Source organism: Photobacterium sp. ABD4_091 (genome assembly GCF_056160145.1).
Map to the genome: position 1 here is coordinate 1,229,408 of NZ_JBSWWQ010000001.1, position 20,559 is coordinate 1,249,966.

Consider the following 20,559-nt stretch of genomic DNA (forward strand, 5'->3'; position numbering starts at 1 on the left):
AGCTCTCTTAGTTACTGTCTCCGCCGATGCTATACAGCACCTGGCCAATCATATCTTCCAAAACAAGTGCCGAACGGGTGTCTTCAATCAAATCCCCCTCGCCCAGCATATCGATGTCCTCATCAACAAAGCCCGGTGAAATGCCAAGGTACTGCTCACCCAGCAGACCCGACGTCAAAATGGCGGCGGAACTGGTTTCTGGAAAGTAGCCGAATTTTTTCTCTATCGCCAAGGTCACCACCGGCACATAGGTGTCGGTATCCAGCGTGATACTGGATACTTTGCCCACCGTTACCCCACCCACCTTGATCGGCGAGCGCACTTTCAAACCGCCGATATTGTCAAAATGAGCCTCGAGGGTGTAAGTCTCCGAACCACCCAAGTTCTGGACATCGGCAACCTTGAAGATCAAGACCAGCAGGGCAGCAAGGCCAGCCAATACAAAGCTGCCTACCCATAATTCTAGTTTTTTCGTTTGCTGCATCAGTTAATTCCTGTTGTATTACCGCATTGCGGCTGTGTCAGTTGCCAAACATCAAGGCAGTAAGGACAAAATCCAAGCCTAAGACTGCCAAAGACGAATTCACCACGGTACGGGTCGTTGCCCGGCTGATCCCTTCGGAAGTCGGTACCGAGTCATACCCGTTAAACACCGCAATCCATGTGACTGTGATTGCAAACACCACTGACTTGATAATGCTGTTGCCAATGTCATAACCAAGGTCGACCGAAGATTGCATCACCGACCAGAAGCTGCCGTGATCAATCCCTTTCCAGTCGACGCCTACCAGTTGCCCGCCCCAGATCCCGACGGCGCAGAACAACATCGCCAGCAACGGCATTGAAATCACCCCAGCCCAGAAGCGCGGAGCTATGACCTGGCGCAGCGGGTCAACCGCCATCATCTCCATGCTCGACAGTTGCTCGGTGGTTTTCATCAAGCCTATTTCAGCCGTCAACGCCGAGCCAGCCCGGCCAGCGAACAGCAAGGCAGTCACCACCGGTCCCAGTTCACGCAGCAGGGACAAGGCGACCATTTGCCCAAGGCTGGTTTCGGCGCCGAAGTCCACCAGTACGATGTAGCCCTGCAAGCTCAGCACCATGCCGATGAACAAGCCGGAAACCAGGATAATCGCCACCGACAAGACACCCACCGAGTACAGTTGGCGCAGTAGTAGCGGGAACATTCTGCCAGGCTGAGGCCGGCTGACCAGCGCCCCATAGAGCACCATGGTAGCCCGCCCCATGGTCTGGCACATATCCATTGCCCGCTGGCCCTGACGGGAAACAAAATCAGAGATCATGCTTGCTGCTCCTTGCCGTCAATTGCAAACAAATCCTGCTCCATCGACTGGGCAGGGTAGCGGAAAGGAACAGGCCCGTCGGCATCGCCATCGATAAATTGGCGGATACGGGGATCAGCGTTTTCCAGCAGCTGCTGCGGCGTCCCCTGGCCGATGATCTGGCTGCCGGAGAGGATGTAGACGTAGTCTGCAATACTCATCACTTCCGGCACATCATGGGAAACAATCACCGAGGTGGTGCCCAGCGCCTGGTTGAGATCGCGGATCAATTTGACCAGCACCCCCATGGTGATCGGATCCTGGCCGACGAAAGGCTCGTCATACATGATCAGATCCGGGTCCAGGGCGATTGCCCGGGCTAGGGCTGCCCGCCGAGCCATACCGCCCGACAGTTCACTCGGCATCAGCTGGGCTGCCCCGCGCAAACCCACCGCCTCCAGCTTGAGCAGCACCAAAGTGCGCAGCAAGTCTTCCGGCAGATCGGTATGCTCGCGGAGCGGGAATGCCACATTGTCAAATACGGTCATGTCGGTGAACAACGCCCCTGACTGGAACAGCATGCTCATTTTTTTGCGTGCCCGGTACAGTTCGCTGCGCCCCAAGGCTGGGATATTCCAGCCTTCGAACCAAATCTCACCGCTATCCGGCACGATCTGCCCTCCCATCAGGCGCAATAAGGTGGTCTTGCCGATCCCCGAAGGCCCCATAATCGCCGTGACTTTGCCTTTCGGCACATCCAGCGAAACATCGTCGAATATTTTGCGATCGCCACGGGAGAAGGTCATTTGCCGGATGGAAACCTGCGCTTCTGTCTGCTCCATAGTTACCTTTTAGGCTATCCTGCCTGTCAAAATGCCGTCCTGTAACCATAACAAGCGACATTATATGAATAGAATTAATTAGTTATCTTTATGTCTTTGATGATAGGTAGATTATGCAACCAACTCAAGAGATGAACTGTAAGAAGTCTGTGATTTCTCGGTGCAAACTGCCATTGATACTTCCCACAGCCCTAATCTCCGGGCCTGTTTGGGTCGGATCCGCCCCGCCCGCCAGCTACCCGTATCAAGGGGGATAGAAATCCTACACTATTCATGAATTTCTCATCCCTTTTGCTTTCTTTTTCATGGCCGAACCGTCAAAATTAGTCTCTTACATTTATCACCCCAATTGGATCACTGCCCCTCCCGGCATGCAGTCGTGATTCAATCCAGCACACTATTACAAAAGGGATAACAATGCTCGAAGCCATCGTGTTTCTCTGTATCGGCCTGACCTTACTGGTATGGAGCGCAGATCGACTTGTTTACGGCGCTGCAGCGCTTGCGAAAAATCTTGGTGTCACGCCACTTGTCATTGGTATGACCATCCTTGCCATGGGCTCTTCTGCTCCTGAAATGATGGTATCGGCCACCGCAGCCCTTGATGGCAAAACAGACACAGCCGTCGGAAATGTGCTGGGCTCCAACATTGCCAATATTGCGCTTATCCTGGGTATCACTGCACTTATCAAGCCGCTGTCTATCAGCTCGGGAATCATCCGCCGCGAACTGCCGCTGATGATGGGGGTAACCCTGGTTGCCGGCGTATTGCTATGGGACAGCCACCTCGGCTTCTTCGAAGGTGTCCTGCTGGTCGTACTGTTCGTGATTTTCTTGCTGGCGATGCTAAAAATCAGCCGCAACGCCAAGGCAACCGGCGGTGACCCGCTGGTTGACGAGCAGGAGTCAGACATCCCTGACGGTGTCAGCAACCCGAAAGCCATCATGTGGACACTCATCGGCTTGGTTCTACTCCCTTATGCGGCCAGCATGCTGGTTGACTCTGCCGTCACCATCGCTAAGTATTTCGGCATGAGCGACCTGGTTATCGGCCTGACGATCATCGCCATTGGCACCAGCTTGCCTGAACTGGCCGCTTCAGTAGCCAGCCTGTTCAAGGGCGAAGATGACATGGCAGTGGGTAACATTATCGGCTCCAATGTATTCAACATCCTGGCCGTGATGGGGATCCCGGGCCTACTGAACCCATCGACCCTGAGCCCGCTAGCCATGGGCCGTGACTATTATGTAATGTTGGGTGTCTCTATTTTGCTGGTACTGATGGCACTTGGAAAACGCCGCCGAATCAACCGCGTAGAAGGTTTCATCCTATTGGCGACCTTTATCGCCTATCAAGGTTATCTGTTTTATAATCTAGCGGCCTAACCGAGAGGAATATTATGTCTACAGCGTTTGATTATTGCGAAATTGGCCGCAAAGTTATTGAAATTGAAGCAGAAGCTCTCAAAGGCCTGACCCATTACATCAATGGCAGCTTCACACAAGCTTGCCAGCTGATCAGCCAATGCGATGGCAAGGTCATTGTCATGGGAATGGGAAAATCAGGCCATATCGGCAATAAAATGGCGGCGACGCTCGCCAGCACCGGTACCCCTGCGTTTTTCGTTCACCCTGGCGAAGCCAGCCATGGTGACTTGGGAATGATCGAAAAAGGCGATGTGGTACTTGCCATTTCCAATTCCGGAGAAGCTTCTGAAATCCTGACCCTGCTTCCGGTGATCAAACGCTTGGGCATCCCGCTGATCAGCATGACCGGCAAGCCCGAGTCAAGCATGGCCAAACTGTCCCAGATCCATTTGCAGATCACCGTGAACAAGGAAGCCTGCCCGCTAAACCTGGCACCGACCTCCAGCACCACGGCGACGCTGGCAATGGGAGACGCGCTGGCGATTGCCCTGATGGAAGCGCGTGGCTTTACCGCCGATGACTTTGCCCTGTCGCATCCCGGCGGCGCACTGGGTCGAAAATTACTGCTGCGAATCAGCGATATCATGCACACCGGCGAGCGCCTGCCGGCTGTCACAGAGCAAGCCCTGATCAAAGATGCGCTAATGGAAGTCTCTCGCAAAGGCTTGGGAATGACAGCTATCATTGATAAAGAACAGCAACTGCTTGGTATCTTTACCGATGGCGACCTGCGCCGCTTGCTAGACAACCATGTCGATATCCATACTACGACCATCGGCGAGGTGATGACCCGCAACCCGGCGACTATCAGCGCCGACGTACTGGCAGCCGAAGGGCTCAAGATGCTGGAAGACCGCAAGATCAGCGGCCTGCTGGTTACCGACAACAGCAAGCTTGTTGGGGCACTAAACATGCATGACCTATTGAAAGCGGGAGTAATGTAATGCAAATCGAAACCCTGTACGGGCCCGTGAGCCAGGCTGTTTATTCCCGTGCTCGCACCATCCAGCTACTGATCTGTGATGTCGACGGTGTGTTTTCCGACGGCCGTATCTACATGGGTAACGACGGCGAGGAGCTGAAAACCTTCCATACCCGTGACGGCTATGGCATCAAATCCCTGATGGGTGCCGGTGTTGAAGTGGCCATTATCACCGGCCGCAAGTCAGCGATTGTCGAGAACCGCATGTCCGCCTTGGGTATCAAGCATGTCTACCAAGGTCAGGACAACAAGCTGGCCGCCTATGAAGATATCATGGCTAACTTGGGTATCTCTCCAGAGCACACCGCCTACATCGGCGATGACCTGATTGACTGGCCAGTGATGGAAAAGATCGGGCTGTCCGTCTGTGTGGCCGACGGCCACCCTCTGCTAGCCCAGCGTGCCGATTTTGTCACCCGTATCCAGGGGGGCTTCGGTGCCGTGCGCGAAGTCTGTGATCTGATCCTGGAAGCCCGGGGAGAATTAGACAAACATAAAGGCTTAAGTATATGACCCTACAACGGCTACTCTATGCACTGCTGATTGTTATCTGTGCGTGGACCGGCTACTACCTGCTGGAGAAACACTGGGCCGACGATGTCCAGGTTTCCCCGGATGCAGAAAAACCGATTTTTACCGGAAAGGCTGTGGTCAATACGTCCTACAATGAATCTGGACTGCGCAGCTACCAGATAGATGCCGACCACCTCGAGCATTTCAGCCAAAGCGGCAATACCGATTTTGTCGAGCCGGTACTGTGGGTCTACAAAGACGGCAAAGAAACCGAATGGCGGATCAGCTCCAACGAGGCACGGCTGGACAAAGAACACATCCTGCAAATGACAGGCAATGTCCGTATATTCAACTTGTTACCGGACTCTGCTGTTCGTGTCATCCAAACCGATACCCTGCGGCTGGACTTGATCAGCAAGGACTTCGACACACCGGATCATGTCATTATTACCGGTGATGCCTTCCAGAATGAAGGAACAGGCATGAAAGGCAACATGGACCGTAACATCGCCACCTTATTGAATAATGTAAAAGGTAGATATGAAGCGCTATAAATTAACTACCCTGCTCTGCCTGTGCCTGAGCACGGCCAGCTGGGCACTGAGTAATGACACCGAGCAGCCTATCTATATCGACTCAGACAACCAAGAGTTAGATATTCAGAAGAATGTCGTCACCTTCACCGGCAATGTCATCCTGCGCCAAGGCAGTATCGATATCCGTGCCGACAAAGTCGTTGTCACCCGCCCAGGGGGCCAGGAAGGCAAGGAAACCATTGATGCCTACGGCAACCCGGCGACATTCCACCAGATCATGGATGACGGCAAACCAATAGACGGCTCAGCCAAGAAAATGCGCTACGAGACCGCAACCGAATTCCTCAAGATGACCGAGGAAGCGATCCTGATCCAGGAAGGTAGTGAGATTAAAGGCAATGTGATCAGTTACCGCATCGACCAGCAAAAACTGGTCGCCGAAAGCGGCAAGAAACAGCGTGTAACGACCATCCTGCAGCCAAACCAGCTGAACAACGACAAGAAGTAACCACGTTATGGCAACCTTAAAAGCACAACACCTGGCCAAGAGCTACAGCGGCCGCAAAGTGGTTTCTGATGTCAGCCTAGAAGTAGAGTCAGGCAAGATTGTCGGCTTACTTGGTCCTAATGGTGCAGGTAAAACCACGTCTTTTTATATGATTGTCGGCCTTGTCGCCCGCGACGAAGGCACCATCACCATCGACGATACCGACATCAGCCTGCAGCCAATGCACAACCGCTCGCGGATGGGTATCGGCTACCTGCCGCAGGAAGCCTCGATTTTCCGCAAGCTGTCAGTCCACGATAACCTGATGGCAGTGCTGCAAACCCGCAAGGAGCTTTCCAAGCGGGAACGACAGGAAAAACTGGAAGAATTGTTGGATGAATTCAACATACAGCACATTCGTAACAGCTTGGGTATGGCACTATCTGGGGGGGAACGCCGACGGGTAGAAATTGCCCGGGCACTGGCAGCCAACCCGAAATTCATCCTGCTGGATGAACCTTTTGCCGGCGTTGACCCTATATCTGTGATCGACATCAAGAAAATCATTGAACATTTGCGCGATCGTGGGCTTGGCGTACTGATCACCGATCATAATGTTAGGGAAACACTGGATGTCTGCGAGCAAGCTTACATTGTTAGCCAGGGGCAGCTGATTGCCCATGGTACGCCATCAGAAGTGCTTAATGATGAACATGTAAAACGAGTCTATCTGGGTGACCAGTTCCGTCTATAGTTAATTTATAGAGGCGTCATGGGCGTCGGAGTGGCAGCAGAGGATTCGTTCACCTTTTGGGTATTAGGCAGCAAGAACCAGCGATAAGAATAAGGTACATACAATAATATGAAAACCTCGCTCCAGCTTAAACTTGGTCAACAATTGGCAATGACGCCGCAGCTCCAGCAGGCTATCCGCTTGCTGCAGCTTTCTACCTTGGATTTGCAACAGGAAATCCAGGAAGCATTGGATGCAAACCCGTTACTCGAGCTGGAAGAAGGAACCCCTGAAGCCACCAACGGCGAAGACGACAGCAGTTCCGCAACGGCCGAGGCTAGCGACAGCAACAATGACGACGGCTTGTCCGACGTTGCCGATACCGAAACCTTCGATACGTCCGATGCCATTGAACAACAGGAAATGCCGGAAGACCTCCCTGTCGATACGACTTGGGACGATGTCTACAGCGCCAGTACCGGCAATACCGGTATCGCCCTTGATGACGATATGCCGGTTTACCAGGGCGAAACGACCGAAAGCCTGCAAGACTACCTGATGTGGCAGGTCGAGCTTACGCCATTTAGCGAAACTGACCGCACCATTGCCACGGCGATCATTGATGCCATCGACGAGAAAGGCTACCTGACCTGCTCTGCCGAAGATATCCTTGAAAGCATGGGCGACGACGATGTCGAGCTCGACGAAGTGGAAGCCGTGCTCAAACGAGTGCAGCAATTTGACCCGCTCGGTGTTGCCTCGCGCAACCTGCAGGAATGCCTGATGCTGCAGCTGGCCACCTTCCAGCCAGATACCCCCTGGCTCGCCGAAGCCCGGATACTGCTAACTGACTACATCGACCTGCTCGCCAACCGCGATTACCGTCAGCTGATGCGCGACACCAAGCTCAAAGAGCCAGAGCTCAAGCAGGTAATGCAGCTTATCCACGGCCTTGACCCACGCCCGGGCAACCGCGTGGTCGCTTCCGACACCGAGTATGTGGTGCCGGATGTATCGGTATTCAAAGACCATGGCAAGTGGGTGGTCACTATCAACCCTGATAGCGTGCCGCGTATCAAGGTGAACCAGCAATACGCCGCCCTGAGCAAAAATACCCGTAACTCGGCGGACAGCCAGTTCATCCGCACCCATTTGCAAGATGCGAAATGGCTGATCAAGAGCCTAGAAAGCCGCAACGAAACCTTATTGAAAGTCGCCCGCTGTATTGTCGAGCACCAACAGGACTTCTTCGAATATGGCGAGGAAGCCATGAAGCCAATGGTACTCAACGATATCGCGCTGGCGGTCGATATGCATGAATCCACCATATCCCGTGTTACGACGCAGAAATACATGCACACACCGCGCGGGATTTTTGAATTGAAATACTTCTTTTCCAGTCACGTCAGCACCGACAACGGTGGCGAGTGTTCATCCACCGCTATCCGGGCCTTGGTGAAAAAGCTGGTTGCCGCCGAAAACCAGGCCAAACCGCTTAGTGACAGCAAGATAGCGACATTACTGGCGGAACAAGGGATCATGGTAGCAAGACGGACCATTGCCAAATACCGTGAATCGCTGGGCATTCCGCCGTCCAATCAGCGAAAACGTCTGCTCTAACAGACGCCAAAAGAAGGAAGATGTCTATGCAAATCAATCTCACTGGCCACCATGTTGAAATCACCCCATCCATGCGTGAGTACGTGGAGACGAAGTTCACCAAGCTAGAGCGGTTTTTCGATAAAATCAATAATGTCCATGTCATCTTGAACGTGGAAAAATTGCAGCAGGTCGCCGAAGCGACCTTGCACATTAACGCTGGAGAAATCCACGCAAAAGCGGATTCTGAAAATATGTATGCCGCTATTGATGCATTAACTGATAAACTGGTTCGTCAACTTAACAAACACAAAGATAAGCTCAACAGCCACTGATATCATGCAACTGAGTAATGTATTGAGCCTGGACTGCACCAAAAGTGCAGTCCCTTGCTCCAGTAAAAAACGCGCCTTGGAAATCATCAGCGAAGTCGCTGCCAAGCACCTAGACCAGAATCCCCAGCCGCTGTTCGAGTGTATGCTCAGCCGCGAGAAGATGGGCAGTACCGGTATTGGTAACGGTATTGCGATCCCGCATGGCCGGATCAGCAGCAGTGACCAAGCCATCGCTGTGCTTATCCAGTGCCAGGATCCGATCCAGTTCGATGCTATCGACAACCAGCCTGTCGATCTGCTGTTTGCTTTGCTGGTTCCCGATGAGCAATGCCAACTGCACCTCAAAACCCTATCCAGCATGGCTGAAAAGCTCAGCAACAAGCAGGTTTGTAAGCAGCTCCGCACCGCAAAAAGTGACGAAGAGCTTTATCAAATACTCACCTGTGATTCATAATGACCCTACACCATCGATGAATGTTAAGGACTGCCAACCATGATGTTAATGGTCGTAAGCGGACGCTCGGGCTCAGGTAAATCCATTGCCCTGCGGGTATTGGAAGATCTGGGCTACTACTGTGTTGATAACCTTCCGGTTAACCTGCTGCCTCAATTCATCGAGACCCAGCAAGGCAACCAGCAAAATATCGCCGTCAGTATTGATGTGCGCAATATGCCGGAGGATCCCGAGGAAATCAGCCATACCCTTGATACCCTCGGTGATGATGTCGATGTCAATGTGATTTACCTCGATGCCGATGACAAAACCCTGGTCAAGCGCTATAGCGAAACCCGTCGCCTGCACCCGCTCTCCCGCCATGGCATGACCTTGGAGCAGGCCATACAGTCGGAAAGTACCCAGCTTTCGAGCCTCAAGGCGCGGGCTGATCTCGTCATCGACACGACGACCAAGTCAATTCATGACCTGAGCGAAACCGTCCGCTCCCGGGTACTCGGCCGCGAGTCACGCGAGCTGATCATGGTGTTCGAGTCATTCGGCTTCAAGCACGGCCTGCCGAACGATGCTGACTATGTGTTTGATGTCCGTTTCCTGCCGAACCCACACTGGATCCCCGAGCTCAAGCCACTGACCGGGCTAGACCAGGAAGTCAAAGACTACCTGTCAGGCCATGCGGAAGTGAGCCAGCTGATCTACCAGGTGCGCAACTTCATCGAAACCTGGCTGCCAATGCTGGAAAAGAACAACCGCAGCTACCTCACCGTCGCGATCGGTTGCACCGGCGGCCAACACCGCTCGGTTTACATCACCCAGCAGCTGGCCGAATACTTCCGCTATGAAGGTCACCAGGTCCAGGTGAGACACCGTACGCTGGAAGCCAAGTCATGACCGTGTTTTCGCGCGAGCTGTTTATCAAGAACCGCCTGGGCCTGCACGCCCGGGCCGCGATCAAGCTGGTCGAGCTGGCACAGAGCTTTGAGTCCTGTATCACCATTAGCAATGGCGAGAAAAGCGCGACGGCCGACAGTGTGATGGGGCTGCTGATGCTTGAGTCGGCCCAGGGCCAGCAAGTCTTGGTGTGTGCCGAGGGCGGCGATGCCGAGCAAGCAATCAATGCCGTCAGTACCCTGATCGAAGCCGGCTTCGACGAAGAAAGCTAGCCCGCGGCAACACATTCCCTGCCCATCTTCCTCTGGGCAGGCAATTCTTCAATAATTCATCAATTCCTCTCACATCTGGTGAGACAACACCCTAACGATTGCGTTAAAATTCAATTTATTGCGCTGTTATACCGTCCAGTCATCCACCCTTTGCATTCAGGATACACTGGGGTATTTCACATCCGAGTCATTTGGGGTACTGCATACAATGGCCGATGTCATCGATCAAGATCAAACTCACCAAACGCTGCAAGAAGTCAACCAGGCGCTAGAAAACGGCATGTTTGTCCATGTCCGCCGTATGCTCCAGGATATGGAGCCGGAAGATATCGCCCACCTGCTGGAGGCCTCCCCCCCCAAAGAACGCCAGGTTCTGTGGCAACTGACCGATCCCGAAGAACAGGGCGAAATCCTCGACGAGCTGTCAGAAGACGTCAAGGACGGCATTGTTGCCCAGATGGCGCCAGACAAACTGGCGGCGGTTACCGAAGGCATGGAAACCGATGATGTTGCCTACGTGCTGCGTAGCCTACCTGATAGCAAATATCAGGAAGTGCTGGCCCAGATGGATGCCACCGACCGGCACCGGGTCGAGAAAGCGCTAGCCTACCCGGAAGAAACGGCCGGCGGGATCATGAGCACCGACTTCATCACCATCCGCAGTGATGTCACCGCCGATGTGGTACTGCGTTACCTGCGAATGAAAGGCGAGCTGCCGGAAGCAACCGACGCCTTATACGTGGTGGATCAGAACGAGAAACTGATCGGCCACCTGTCACTGGCAACCCTGATCACCACCCAGCCGGATACCGAAATCCATGATGTGATGGACGATGCCGACGAGGCGATCCCGGTTGATATGGACGATGGCGAAGTGGCCAACCTGTTCGAGCGCCGAAATTGGCTCTCGGCCCCGGTTGTCGATGCCGACGACCAGCTTGTCGGCCGTATCACCATCGATGACGTGGTTGATATTATCCGTGAAGATGCCGAGCACTCGATGATGAGTATGGCCGGTATGGATGACGATGAAGACACCTTTGCGCCGGTGGTCAAATCGGCCAAGCGACGCAGCATCTGGCTCGGGGTCAACGTGCTGGCTGCGCTGGCCGCGGCATCCGTCTCCAACCTGTTCGAAGACACGCTAGAGCAGATGGCAGCGATTGCCATCCTGATGACCATTGTTCCCTCGATGGGTGGTGTTGCCGGCAACCAGACCGTGGCATTGGTGATCCGGGGTTTGGCTGTAGGCCATATCGGTGAAACCAACACCCGCTGGCTGCTGAGCAAAGAAGCGCGTGTCGGCCTGCTCAACGGTATCTTGTGGGCGGCGATCATCGGCGGTGTGGTCGTGCTGTGGAAAGGCAACCTGCTGCTGGGCGCCATCATTGCCGGCGCGATGCTGACCAACCTGCTGGTTGCGGGTGTGGCCGGGGTCTGTATCCCGATCCTGCTCAAGAAGATGAACATCGACCCAGCACTGGCTGGCGGGATGGCCCTGACCACCATCACCGACATTGTCGGCCTGTCGGTCTTCCTCGGCTTGGCGACCCTCTTTCTTGTCTAAACAGTTTGTGTAAATCGCCAAGCCCGAACGGCACATATAAAAAAGCGAGAGCAGAAATGCTCTCGCTTTTTTGTAACTCTAGTAACGAGTTCCTGGAACCTAGACCCTAGAAACAGCCTCTTCTAGGAACTAGGATCTATAATCTAGGATCCCGAGGGCTTATTCGCCCGCAATCTTCATGCTTTCAAGCAGCATCGAGCCGGTTTGGATCTGGCTGCGGGTTTCGGTATCGCTACCGATCGCCACGATGTTCTGCATCATATCTTTAAGATTACCGGCAATGGTGATTTCGCTTACCGGGTATTGGATTTCGCCGTTTTCCACCCAGAAACCGGCTGCACCGCGTGAGTAGTCGCCAGTGACGATGTTAACACCCTGTCCCATCAGCTCGGTCACTAGCAGGCCGCGATCCATCTTCTTGAGCATCTGCTCGAAGCTCTCGCCAGTTGAGTTCACCAACCAGTTGTGGATACCACCGGCATGGCCGGTTGGCTGGCGACCCAGTTTGCGGGCTGCGTAGCTGGTCATCAGGTAAGACTGCAGGCGACCGTCTTGGATGATCTCCAGATCTTTGGTTGCCAAGCCTTCGCTGTCAAACGGCGTACTGGCCATGCCGCGCAGGATATGCGGGCGCTCGCTAATGTTCAGCCATTCAGGGAAAATTTGCTCTCCCAGCTTATCAAGCAGGAATGATGACTTGCGGTACAGGTTCGAGCCGCTGATACCCATCACCAAATGACCGAACATACCGGTCGCAATATCGGCGGCAAACATCACCGGTGCTTCGCGAGTGGACAGTTTCTGCGGGTCGACTCGGCTAGCGGTACGTTCAGCCGCTTCCTGACCAACTCGCTCAGGTGTCCATAGCTCATTAGCACGGCGTGCCGTGGTGTAGCTGTAGTCACGCTCCATCTCACCGTTCTTGCCTTCGGCAATCACACAACAGCTGGTGCTGTGACGGCTGGATGCATAGCTCGCCAGCATACCGTGGCTGTTACCGTACACACGAATACCATAGTGGCTGTCGTAGCTGGCACCATCACTCTGCTTGATGCGAGGGTCGAACTCTAGTGCGGCCTGCTCAGCTCGGGCAGCAATTTCGGCAGCATGATCAGGCTCTGGCTCATCCGGGTGGAACAGGTCCAGATCAGGAATATCCTTGGCCATCAACTCAGCCGGTCCAGGCCCTGCAAACGGGTCCTCCGATGTATAACGAGCAATATCCAGCGCAGCTGCCACGGTTTGGGCAATCGCCTTCTCGCTCAAGTCAGACGTCGAAGCGCTACCTTTACGCTGGCCACGGTATACCGTGATGCCAAGGGCACCGTCACTGTTAAACTCAACATTCTCGACCTCGCACATCCGGGTCGATACGCTGATCCCTGTGGTTTTGTTGATGGCCACTTCTGCTGCATCGGCTTGCTGACCGGCAACTTCCAGCGCTTTTGCCACCGCTGCCTCTAGTTCCACACGCTGCTGAGCAACCTGTTCTCTCACGTCCATAATTATTATCTCAATAATGGCCCCAACCTATATCGCTGCATAGCAACGCACGAGGTAAGCCAATGAAATTGGTATTACTCTTAGGATAACACTGCACAGGTGGATTTTGCGCCCCAAATCACGATTAAACTGGTAAAATAAAAACCAAATGCAAAATTCATGAGCCAGTTATGAGCCGTAAAAACCAAAAAGCCCCATGGGAACCGGAAGAAGAAATCATCTGGGTAAGTAAATCCGAGATGAAGCGCGACATGGAAGCCCTGCAAAAGCTAGGAGAGGAACTTGTTAACCTCAAGCCTAATGCCTTGGCGAAAGTGCCTCTTGATGAAGAGATGCTTGAAGCGGTCAAAGACGCGCAGCGCTTCAACAAAGAAGCCCGCCGTCGCCAACTACAGCGTATCGGTAAGCTGATGCGCCAAGTTGAAGTTGAGCCTATCCAAGCGGCACTGGACAAGATCAACAACAAACACAACCAAGCGACAGCTGAGCTGAAGAAGCTAGAGCAAAAGCGTGAAAAGTTGATTGAAAACGGCGACAGCATGATCAATGCCATCTTGGTTGATCACCCTGATGCAGACCGCCAGCGCCTACGCCAGCTAGTTCGCCAGGCCAATAAAGAAAAGGCCCAGAACAAGCCAGCAAAAGCCTACCGCGAAATCTTCCAGTACCTAAAAGAGCTGTATCTGGAAGACTAAAATCAGACACCCCATTTTAAAGCTTGGGGCAAGGCTTGATTTCAAAGCTTACCCGCCATGGACGGCGGGTTAGAGCTACAAGGAAGTATTTATGCGTCTTTGATATCAAGTCTTGGCTCAAAGCGATAACAAAGTGTCGGATAAAAAAAGCCAGCTGACGCTGGCTTTTCTTTTACTGGGTACCGCCGACTGTCATCGACTCGACTTTCAGGGTTGGCTGACCAACGCCGACAGGAACACTCTGCCCCGCCTTACCACAGACACCGACCCCACGGTCGATATCCAAGTCATTACCGACCATCGACACCTGCTGCATCGCCTCGATGCCACTGCCAATTAGGGTTGCACCTTTGATTGGACGGGTGATCTTACCGTTTTCGATCAAGTAAGCTTCCGATGCCGAGAACACAAACTTACCAGAGGTAATATCAACCTGACCACCACCGAAGTTCGGCGCGTAAACACCCTGCTTGACGCTGGCAATGATCTCTTCCGGCGAGTGCTCGCCTGGTAGCATGTAGGTATTGGTCATACGCGGCATCGGCAAGTGTGCGTAAGACTCACGGCGGCCGTTACCCGTCGGCGCGACGCCCATCAGGCGAGCATTAAGCTTGTCCTGCATATAACCTTTGAGCTTACCGCCCTCCACCAACACGTTGTACTGGCCCGGAGTACCTTCGTCATCAATATTGAGCGAGCCACGACGATCTTTCAGGGTGCCGTCATCGACAATGGTACATAGGCTTGATGTTACCTGCTGGCCCATCTGACCCGAGAACATCGACGATCCCTTGCGGTTGAAATCGCCTTCGAGGCCATGACCGACCGCTTCGTGCAGCAATACGCCCGGCCAACCTGCACCGAGTACCACTGGCATGGTTCCTGCCGGTGCTTCATCGGCATCGATATTGATCAGCGCCTGGCGGATAGCCTCATCGGCATAGTTCAGAGCCACCGATTTGCCGTTGGCTTCTTCGGTCTGGAAGTATTCGTAGCCATAACGACCACCACCGCCAGCACTACCGTGCTCACGCTTGTCACCCTTCTCAATCAATACGCTGATAGACAGGCGAACCAACGGACGGATATCCGCCGCATAGGTGCCGTCCAACGCCGCCACCAGCACCTGCTCGTAAACGCCATTGATACTGACAGACACTTCCTTAACCAAAGGCTCTTTGGTGCGGATGTAACGGTCGATTTCTTCCAGCAGAGCAATCTTCTGATGCTTGTCGAAGCTGTCCAACGGATTGACTGGCGCATAGATGCCATTGGCCATTATCGGAGCAAATGCCTTGACCTGACCATTACCACCGCTACGGGTAATACCACGGGCCGCTTTGGCAGATTGCTGCAAGGCAAGCTGGTTGATTTGATCAGAGTAAGCGAAGCCTGTCTTCTCGCCAGACACCGCCCTTACACCGACACCTCGGTCAATGTTAAACGAGCCATCTTTAATGATGCTGTCTTCAAGCACCAGAGACTCATGCCAGCATGACTGGAAATAGATGTCGGCATAATCAACATTGCGTGCCGCCACCAGTCCCAATACCTGATTAAGCTCTTCACGTCCTAACCCAGATTGGGCCAGCATTGTGTTTTCTACAGTTTCCAGCGTCATTTAATTTGCTCTTATATTCATTGCCACCCGGCCCCTCTGCCGGTCAGCCTTCACGATGCTGAACACTAAATCGCGCGTGCTCAACAAGTGGCATATTTGTTCGGATCGCCTTGCACAAATCAAGGTCGATATCGGCCACCATGACCCCCGTCCCCTGTTGCTGGCAAGCAACGACCTGACCCCACGGGTCAACAATCATTGAATGGCCCCAGGTTTCACGCTGTTCATTGTGCTCACCCCACTGAGCGGCAGCGACCATCCAACACTGGGTTTCAACAGCACGGGCCCTCAGCAGTAGCTCCCAATGCGCCTTACCGGTTACCTTGGTAAAGGCAGCAGGTACGACAATAATGTCAGCTCCCTGCTCACGCAATGCCGCATAAAGTTGTGGGAACCTGACATCATAACAGATAGATAAACCAATATTGCCATACGGCGTAGGGATTACCTTGGTTTCGCGGCCAGCCCGGAAGGTGTCAGATTCACGATAGCTGTGATGGGCATCGTCGATCTCCACATCGAACATATGCAGCTTATCGTAATGCCCCTGAAGCAAACCCTGATCATCGAACAGCAAAGCCGTCGTGGTGATCGCCCCATCATGCTGGCGGATAGGCATAGAGCCTATCAGCACCCAGATCCCCAGTTGCTTGGCCAAAGCGGCCACTTGCGCCTGCAGCGGGCCTTCGCCCAGTGGCTCGGCGTGGGTCTGGTAGTCCTCGCGGGAACCAAATACCAAGCAATTTTCCGGCGTGACAACCAGCTTGGCACCCTGTAGCTGCAGGCCCTTGAGTTTCATCTTCAGGTGCTTGAGGTTTATCTCAGGATCCGCCCCCGAAGTCATTTGTACAATACCGAATTTAGCCATCTGCATTCTCCCTTTGCTGCCGCTATCAAGCCACCAATTACAGTCGCCTGGCGGATATTGTTGTTATTTCCCTTCTTTGTCTTTGAGCATCTCAGAGACATTGTATTCGCCCGTGAAGCGCGACTGCTCGGTCACCAACGGCGAATCAATCGGCCCTTTCACCACATAGTTAACTTGGGTAAATACATCCAGAACGGGCGACAGTGCCGTTGATATAGCAAAGACATATATTGCTGTCTGAGGTGCCACCGCAAACGCGGTCAGGACGGGAATACCTGATGTAAAATCAGGGATAAATCTCACCTTCGCATCTACTGTCTCATTGACAAGATTAGCACTTCCGCGGATAAACATGTCGCCGGCAAGTGCTTGCATTTTAATATTGTCAGTTTCAAACCGGCCATTTTCTATCCGACCGCTGCCGCGGATATAGTTGAAGGCCAAGCCTTCGTCAAAAATCCCTGAGAAATCAAGCTGCATCCGGCGGATCAGCGAATCGATACTGAACAGGCCAAGCAAACGGCCCGCCCCGCCAATATCACTGATAACCCCTTGCCCGGTTTCCGATTTGAGCTCACCCGTCAATGTCTCTCGGTGCATCGACCATGGCGCGCCCTGCCACTGAATAGAGGCATAGGTACTGAATTTAGCCCCCTGGATCCCGCCTGTAATGCCAAAGCGCCCCATCAAGTCAGAGCTGTTCTGGCCATCGATATCAAAGGCGATCTGGGTTTCACTGCGATCGCCATCGAGGCTCCAGTGACCATCCAGATTCAGTGAGGTTGCCCCAGAATCAACGGTAAAGTTTCTCAACTCTAGCATGTTGCCTTCACGGCGCAGCTTGCCGGAAACCTCCCCGAGGCGGTAACCCTGCAGCCAGGCATCACGCAACATTAAATCAATCTCAGGCATGTTGGCCATCATGCTGTGGTCAAAATCCGTCGCCGCAGGGATATCTCGCTGCGGCTTGTATTTCTCTTTCGGCTTTTCTACGTCCACCTGAGGCAGGTTAAGGTGGAAGGTCTCAACCGCCAAATCCAAAGGCTGGCCCTTCGGCCAGCGGGCCTGGCCTTTCGCCTCCCGGCTATCCAGATGGAACTGCCATGTATCTGCAAGTTGCTTGGCAGAAAAATTAACCCGGTTCCAGTCCAGCGAGGCCAGCTTTATCTGACGCACGTTCGCCTCGATGCGGGTTGGCAAAGGGATATCCGGCTTCGCTGATGCACTGCCAGAGGCGGCATCCGCTTCCACTTTATCATGTACCGCCGAGATCAAATCAACCCAGCGGTCACCATCAACTCTGTCAGCCACAATATCCAAGCCATGTTCACCATGCTTGAGCGGGTGCAAGGCCGTTTTGCCGATTGCCATCTGGCTGGCATCGATATTGAGCTTGTCGCCGGCCAGGTTGATCTTGGCCTGGTAAGCCACGCCCGGCAGATGTGCCTTGCCCTCCAGCGACTGGCCGTTGCCTGTCACATCAAGTTTGAAGGCATCAGGGCTGCCGGCATTGAATGCCAATGGGTAAGGCAAACTGCTCACCGCTTCTTTCAGCGCGGCCTGAATACCGACCTGGTATTCAAAACCGGTATCATTGAGATCAACCCCGACCGTGCCTTGCCAGCGACTCCGCCCAGTTACTTTCGCCAACAGTGGATCTTGCACCTGCTGCTGGAGGGTTTCTACCTGCCAGTCGCCATCCAGCGCGACATCAACCCGGTAGCCCTCGTCGACACTGTTGCCAGTGAAGCCGACATTGACCGGTTGTGCCAATAGGTTGGCCGTAATGCTCTCGGCCGACACCTTGTCGTCATCAAACTCAATGGTGCCGGTTGCCCCTTCAAGAACCAGCGGAGGCGCATCCAGCTGTACCCGGTTGCCCGCCAGTTCGGCGCTACCCCATGCCCTGACATCTTCACCCTCGAAAGGAATATCGAGCTTGAACCGAGAAGTCACCGGGCCGCTGACCTGCACCGTTGTCAATGCTGCGCCGACCGAGTCGACCAACGGGGTCGCCAACATGTAATCTCGCACCTGCTCACCCTCGGCGGCTACATCGACGGTCAGTTTCAGGTGGCCGTCACTGCTGAGCTCGGCATCGCCAGTCACCCTGGAGGCCGTCGCCCCCATGGTCTTGGCGTGCGTGGCATCGAGGTACATAAAATCGTTTTCAAACAGCAGATCCAGCTTGAGGTCGGTCAGCTCTGGCCAAGCGGTATCAAAGCTGAACTTGCCTTGGCGCAGTGGAACAAACGCCTGGAATACCCCGTCATGGTTACCGTAGGGGAAATCCGACAGCTCGCCGTACCACAGCAGCTGTGCCGACTCGGCCTGCCCGCCGCGGATCGCCGCCGACAGGTAATCGGTCAGGCTGCGGCCCAGCGCCAAGGTTGGCAAATAGCGCCATGTTTCACCGGCATTGTTCAGGCTGGCTTCGCCGTAGAATGACAGCCAGGACGGTGCATCAGCTGGGAAGTCCAAACGGAACTGGCCATCCACCTTGAGGTGCGGAGTCGCGACATCAATCTTGTCGCTCCACAAACGCCAACCACCTTCACCGACCTGCCAATAAGCCGTCACATCTGCCGCTTTGATGTTTAGCGGCGCCTGGAAGACTTCGCCATAGGGCAGCTCATCATCTTGCAGGCTAACAATAGCGCGGCCACCTTGGGTGTTGCCTGCCACTACAGCATCCAACTTGTGGATCCCAGGCAGCAGCTCCCATTGTTTCAAGCCTAGCTGGCTGACATGGAAAGAAAATTCAGGTGCATCGCTGCCAGTAGCAGCCGCGCGGATATCACTGATCTGCCCTGACGGCTGCAGCGTCGACAATACGTCAACCAACTCGCTGTCATCGGGCAAAAACGTGACGAACGGCTGGAGGTTCTCGAGGGAAAGGTGGCTAGCAGCCAACTTCCAGCCGCCTGGCAACCAGCTGGCAGCAATATCAAATGCCGGCCAGAGCGTGTCATCGGTCTCCAACACCATCTGGTCGCTGTCAATGCGCCAGCCCGGCTCACCGTCTTGGTTTGCTAGCGGCTCGAGTTGCACCAAGCCCTGGCGGACCCGGAACTGGTGCTTGTCTTCGCCCAGCTGCCAACGCAGGAAACTGTCATCAAGCTTGACCAAGCTCTGTTTCAACTTACCGCCCGACAGGGTCAGCCAAACTTCGGCATTGAGGTTGCTGCCGGTAATATTGGCATCGGTGAGGTGCTGCTTGTTGAGCCATGGCGTCACAGACAGGTTACGTGCCTGCAGGTAAATATCACCGGACATCTTGGCCCAAGAGCGGTTGTCGGACAGGTTAGCAATCACTTGCATCTGGCTGAAGTGGGTGTCGGCGATACTGACAATCCCTTCCGCCCGGCGCTGGCGGTTGTGGGTATCCCACTTGAGCTCTTTGATATCGACCGTCAGCTTCTCGTCTGCTGGCGACATCAAGGTTATATCGGAGTTGCGGACCGAGAACTGGCCAAGCTGGACAAACAGCAGCTCTTCCAGCCGCTCGACAGTTGCCATTTGGCTTTGATCTGAACTGGCACTATTGCGACTGTCACTGCCCGACAGGCGGGTAAGATCCAGGCTCAGCTCGTCAATGCGGATGTCCTGGAAGACTGGGCTAAGGCTGAGTACCGACCCCAGCATATCAAGCTGCATCGAGACATCGCCGACCTTGACCAGCGACTCGGGTGCGCCCGGCAGGTTGACTTTGACGCCCTGCAGCACCAGCGACGGGCCGAAGTTACGCCAATGGCCCTCGACCAGCTCTAGGTCGAGATCCATGTCGATTTGCTCGGAGGCCCACTGGCGGATCGGCTCGCGGTATTCATTGAGCTGGGGAAGGAAAAATCGCAGACCGCTAATCGCAACAGCGGCCAGTACCAACACTGTCAGTACCAGCCACATCAATCCACGCGCCAGTCGAACTGGAACTGTTGTCACTCTATTGC

At 54.1% G+C, this 20,559-nt stretch carries 20 protein-coding genes; 13 read left to right on the forward strand and 7 right to left on the reverse strand.

Going from position 1 to position 20,559, the window contains the following annotated elements; translation table 11 throughout:
- Positions 1 to 7: 7 nt before the first annotated feature.
- Genes mlaD through mlaF form a run of 3 tightly spaced genes read right to left on the reverse strand, consistent with a single transcriptional unit; the run spans position 8 to position 2,125 of the window.
- A complete protein-coding gene (gene mlaD / locus ACXAGQ_RS05650) occupies positions 8 to 484 on the reverse strand; it encodes an outer membrane lipid asymmetry maintenance protein MlaD (protein WP_475252438.1) in 477 nt (158 codons plus the stop codon).
- A 37-nt stretch (positions 485 to 521) separates the two neighbouring features.
- On the reverse strand, positions 522 to 1,304 hold the full coding sequence (mlaE, locus tag ACXAGQ_RS05655; RefSeq protein WP_475252440.1) for a lipid asymmetry maintenance ABC transporter permease subunit MlaE: 783 nt from the start codon (positions 1,302 to 1,304) through the stop codon (positions 522 to 524).
- A complete protein-coding gene (gene mlaF / locus ACXAGQ_RS05660; protein WP_475252442.1) occupies positions 1,301 to 2,125 on the reverse strand; it encodes a phospholipid ABC transporter ATP-binding protein MlaF in 825 nt (274 codons plus the stop codon). The genes mlaE and mlaF overlap by 4 nt, the downstream gene beginning before the upstream one ends.
- A 417-nt stretch (positions 2,126 to 2,542) precedes the next feature.
- Between mlaF and ACXAGQ_RS05665 the strand changes: the two genes are divergently transcribed.
- The 12 genes from ACXAGQ_RS05665 (at position 2,543) to mgtE (ending at position 11,922) form a co-directional block, all read left to right on the forward strand.
- Complete coding sequence (locus tag ACXAGQ_RS05665) at positions 2,543 to 3,511, forward strand: calcium/sodium antiporter (protein WP_475252444.1); 969 nt, start codon at positions 2,543 to 2,545, stop codon at positions 3,509 to 3,511.
- A gap of 14 nt (positions 3,512 to 3,525) precedes the next feature.
- Complete coding sequence (locus ACXAGQ_RS05670) at positions 3,526 to 4,497, forward strand: KpsF/GutQ family sugar-phosphate isomerase (RefSeq protein WP_475252446.1); 972 nt, start codon at positions 3,526 to 3,528, stop codon at positions 4,495 to 4,497.
- Entirely contained in the window at positions 4,497 to 5,048 is a 552-nt protein-coding gene (kdsC, locus tag ACXAGQ_RS05675; protein WP_475252448.1) for a 3-deoxy-manno-octulosonate-8-phosphatase KdsC, read from the forward strand. Before ACXAGQ_RS05670 ends, kdsC begins: the two co-directional genes overlap by 1 nt.
- Positions 5,045 to 5,602: an LPS export ABC transporter periplasmic protein LptC gene (gene lptC / locus ACXAGQ_RS05680; protein ID WP_475252450.1), complete on the forward strand. Its 558-nt coding sequence runs from the start codon at positions 5,045 to 5,047 to the stop codon at positions 5,600 to 5,602. Before kdsC ends, lptC begins: the two co-directional genes overlap by 4 nt.
- Positions 5,589 to 6,092 (forward strand): lipopolysaccharide transport periplasmic protein LptA, encoded by a 504-nt coding sequence (gene lptA / locus ACXAGQ_RS05685; RefSeq protein ID WP_475252452.1) that lies wholly within the window; start codon positions 5,589 to 5,591, stop codon positions 6,090 to 6,092. Before lptC ends, lptA begins: the two co-directional genes overlap by 14 nt.
- Positions 6,093 to 6,099: 7 nt before the next feature.
- The gene (lptB, locus tag ACXAGQ_RS05690) at positions 6,100 to 6,825 is read left to right on the forward strand and encodes an LPS export ABC transporter ATP-binding protein (protein ID WP_475252454.1); all 726 of its coding nucleotides are present in this window, start codon (positions 6,100 to 6,102) and stop codon (positions 6,823 to 6,825) included.
- 108 nt (positions 6,826 to 6,933) lie between these two features.
- Positions 6,934 to 8,424, forward strand: a complete 1,491-nt coding sequence (rpoN, locus tag ACXAGQ_RS05695) for an RNA polymerase factor sigma-54 (protein ID WP_475252456.1) — start codon at positions 6,934 to 6,936, stop codon at positions 8,422 to 8,424.
- Positions 8,425 to 8,450: 26 nt separating this feature from the next.
- Entirely contained in the window at positions 8,451 to 8,738 is a 288-nt protein-coding gene (hpf, locus tag ACXAGQ_RS05700; protein ID WP_475252458.1) for a ribosome hibernation promoting factor, read from the forward strand.
- 4 nt (positions 8,739 to 8,742) lie between these two features.
- Complete coding sequence (gene ptsN / locus ACXAGQ_RS05705; protein ID WP_475252460.1) at positions 8,743 to 9,192, forward strand: PTS IIA-like nitrogen regulatory protein PtsN; 450 nt, start codon at positions 8,743 to 8,745, stop codon at positions 9,190 to 9,192.
- Positions 9,193 to 9,231: 39 nt separating this feature from the next.
- Entirely contained in the window at positions 9,232 to 10,083 is an 852-nt protein-coding gene (gene rapZ / locus ACXAGQ_RS05710; protein WP_475252462.1) for an RNase adapter RapZ, read from the forward strand.
- Positions 10,080 to 10,355 (forward strand): HPr family phosphocarrier protein, encoded by a 276-nt coding sequence (locus tag ACXAGQ_RS05715; RefSeq protein WP_475252464.1) that lies wholly within the window; start codon positions 10,080 to 10,082, stop codon positions 10,353 to 10,355. Before rapZ ends, ACXAGQ_RS05715 begins: the two co-directional genes overlap by 4 nt.
- A 208-nt stretch (positions 10,356 to 10,563) precedes the next feature.
- Positions 10,564 to 11,922 (forward strand): magnesium transporter, encoded by a 1,359-nt coding sequence (gene mgtE / locus ACXAGQ_RS05720; protein ID WP_475252466.1) that lies wholly within the window; start codon positions 10,564 to 10,566, stop codon positions 11,920 to 11,922.
- A 159-nt stretch (positions 11,923 to 12,081) separates the two neighbouring features.
- On the opposite strand, the gene pmbA is transcribed toward mgtE, so the two are convergent.
- The gene (pmbA, locus tag ACXAGQ_RS05725; RefSeq protein ID WP_475252468.1) at positions 12,082 to 13,425 is read right to left on the reverse strand and encodes a metalloprotease PmbA; all 1,344 of its coding nucleotides are present in this window, start codon (positions 13,423 to 13,425) and stop codon (positions 12,082 to 12,084) included.
- A gap of 170 nt (positions 13,426 to 13,595) precedes the next feature.
- On the opposite strand from pmbA, the gene yjgA reads away from it, so the two are divergent.
- A complete protein-coding gene (gene yjgA, locus ACXAGQ_RS05730) occupies positions 13,596 to 14,120 on the forward strand; it encodes a ribosome biogenesis factor YjgA (RefSeq protein ID WP_107299995.1) in 525 nt (174 codons plus the stop codon).
- A gap of 172 nt (positions 14,121 to 14,292) precedes the next feature.
- On the opposite strand, the gene tldD is transcribed toward yjgA, so the two are convergent.
- The 3 genes from tldD to ACXAGQ_RS05745 form a co-directional block, all read right to left on the reverse strand.
- Positions 14,293 to 15,741, reverse strand: coding sequence for a metalloprotease TldD (gene tldD / locus ACXAGQ_RS05735; RefSeq protein WP_475238171.1), 1,449 nt, complete (start codon positions 15,739 to 15,741; stop codon positions 14,293 to 14,295).
- 43 nt (positions 15,742 to 15,784) lie between these two features.
- Positions 15,785 to 16,609, reverse strand: a complete 825-nt coding sequence (locus ACXAGQ_RS05740; RefSeq protein ID WP_475252470.1) for a carbon-nitrogen hydrolase family protein — start codon at positions 16,607 to 16,609, stop codon at positions 15,785 to 15,787.
- Between the two features lie 63 nt (positions 16,610 to 16,672).
- Positions 16,673 to 20,551, reverse strand: coding sequence for a YhdP family protein (locus ACXAGQ_RS05745; RefSeq protein WP_475252472.1), 3,879 nt, complete (start codon positions 20,549 to 20,551; stop codon positions 16,673 to 16,675).
- Between the last annotated feature and the right edge of the window lie 8 nt (positions 20,552 to 20,559).

Excerpts from the sequence above, each read along its gene's own strand:
- hpf (WP_475252458.1), top strand. The coding sequence starts at position 8,451 with ATGCAAATCAATCTCACTGGCCACCATGTTGAAATCACCCCATCCATG.
- pmbA (WP_475252468.1), bottom strand. The coding sequence starts at position 13,425 with ATGGACGTGAGAGAACAGGTTGCTCAGCAGCGTGTGGAACTAGAGGCA.
- ptsN (WP_475252460.1), top strand. The coding sequence starts at position 8,743 with ATGCAACTGAGTAATGTATTGAGCCTGGACTGCACCAAAAGTGCAGTC.
- mlaD (WP_475252438.1), bottom strand. The coding sequence starts at position 484 with ATGCAGCAAACGAAAAAACTAGAATTATGGGTAGGCAGCTTTGTATTG.
- yjgA (WP_107299995.1), top strand. The coding sequence starts at position 13,596 with ATGAGCCGTAAAAACCAAAAAGCCCCATGGGAACCGGAAGAAGAAATC.
- ACXAGQ_RS05665 (WP_475252444.1), top strand. The coding sequence starts at position 2,543 with ATGCTCGAAGCCATCGTGTTTCTCTGTATCGGCCTGACCTTACTGGTA.
- mlaE (WP_475252440.1), bottom strand. The coding sequence starts at position 1,304 with ATGATCTCTGATTTTGTTTCCCGTCAGGGCCAGCGGGCAATGGATATG.
- lptC (WP_475252450.1), top strand. The coding sequence starts at position 5,045 with ATGACCCTACAACGGCTACTCTATGCACTGCTGATTGTTATCTGTGCG.
- mgtE (WP_475252466.1), top strand. The coding sequence starts at position 10,564 with ATGGCCGATGTCATCGATCAAGATCAAACTCACCAAACGCTGCAAGAA.
- lptB (WP_475252454.1), top strand. The coding sequence starts at position 6,100 with ATGGCAACCTTAAAAGCACAACACCTGGCCAAGAGCTACAGCGGCCGC.
- tldD (WP_475238171.1), bottom strand. The coding sequence starts at position 15,741 with ATGACGCTGGAAACTGTAGAAAACACAATGCTGGCCCAATCTGGGTTA.
- ACXAGQ_RS05670 (WP_475252446.1), top strand. The coding sequence starts at position 3,526 with ATGTCTACAGCGTTTGATTATTGCGAAATTGGCCGCAAAGTTATTGAA.
- rapZ (WP_475252462.1), top strand. The coding sequence starts at position 9,232 with ATGATGTTAATGGTCGTAAGCGGACGCTCGGGCTCAGGTAAATCCATT.
- ACXAGQ_RS05715 (WP_475252464.1), top strand. The coding sequence starts at position 10,080 with ATGACCGTGTTTTCGCGCGAGCTGTTTATCAAGAACCGCCTGGGCCTG.
- kdsC (WP_475252448.1), top strand. The coding sequence starts at position 4,497 with ATGCAAATCGAAACCCTGTACGGGCCCGTGAGCCAGGCTGTTTATTCC.
- lptA (WP_475252452.1), top strand. The coding sequence starts at position 5,589 with ATGAAGCGCTATAAATTAACTACCCTGCTCTGCCTGTGCCTGAGCACG.
- rpoN (WP_475252456.1), top strand. The coding sequence starts at position 6,934 with ATGAAAACCTCGCTCCAGCTTAAACTTGGTCAACAATTGGCAATGACG.
- ACXAGQ_RS05740 (WP_475252470.1), bottom strand. The coding sequence starts at position 16,609 with ATGGCTAAATTCGGTATTGTACAAATGACTTCGGGGGCGGATCCTGAG.
- mlaF (WP_475252442.1), bottom strand. The coding sequence starts at position 2,125 with ATGGAGCAGACAGAAGCGCAGGTTTCCATCCGGCAAATGACCTTCTCC.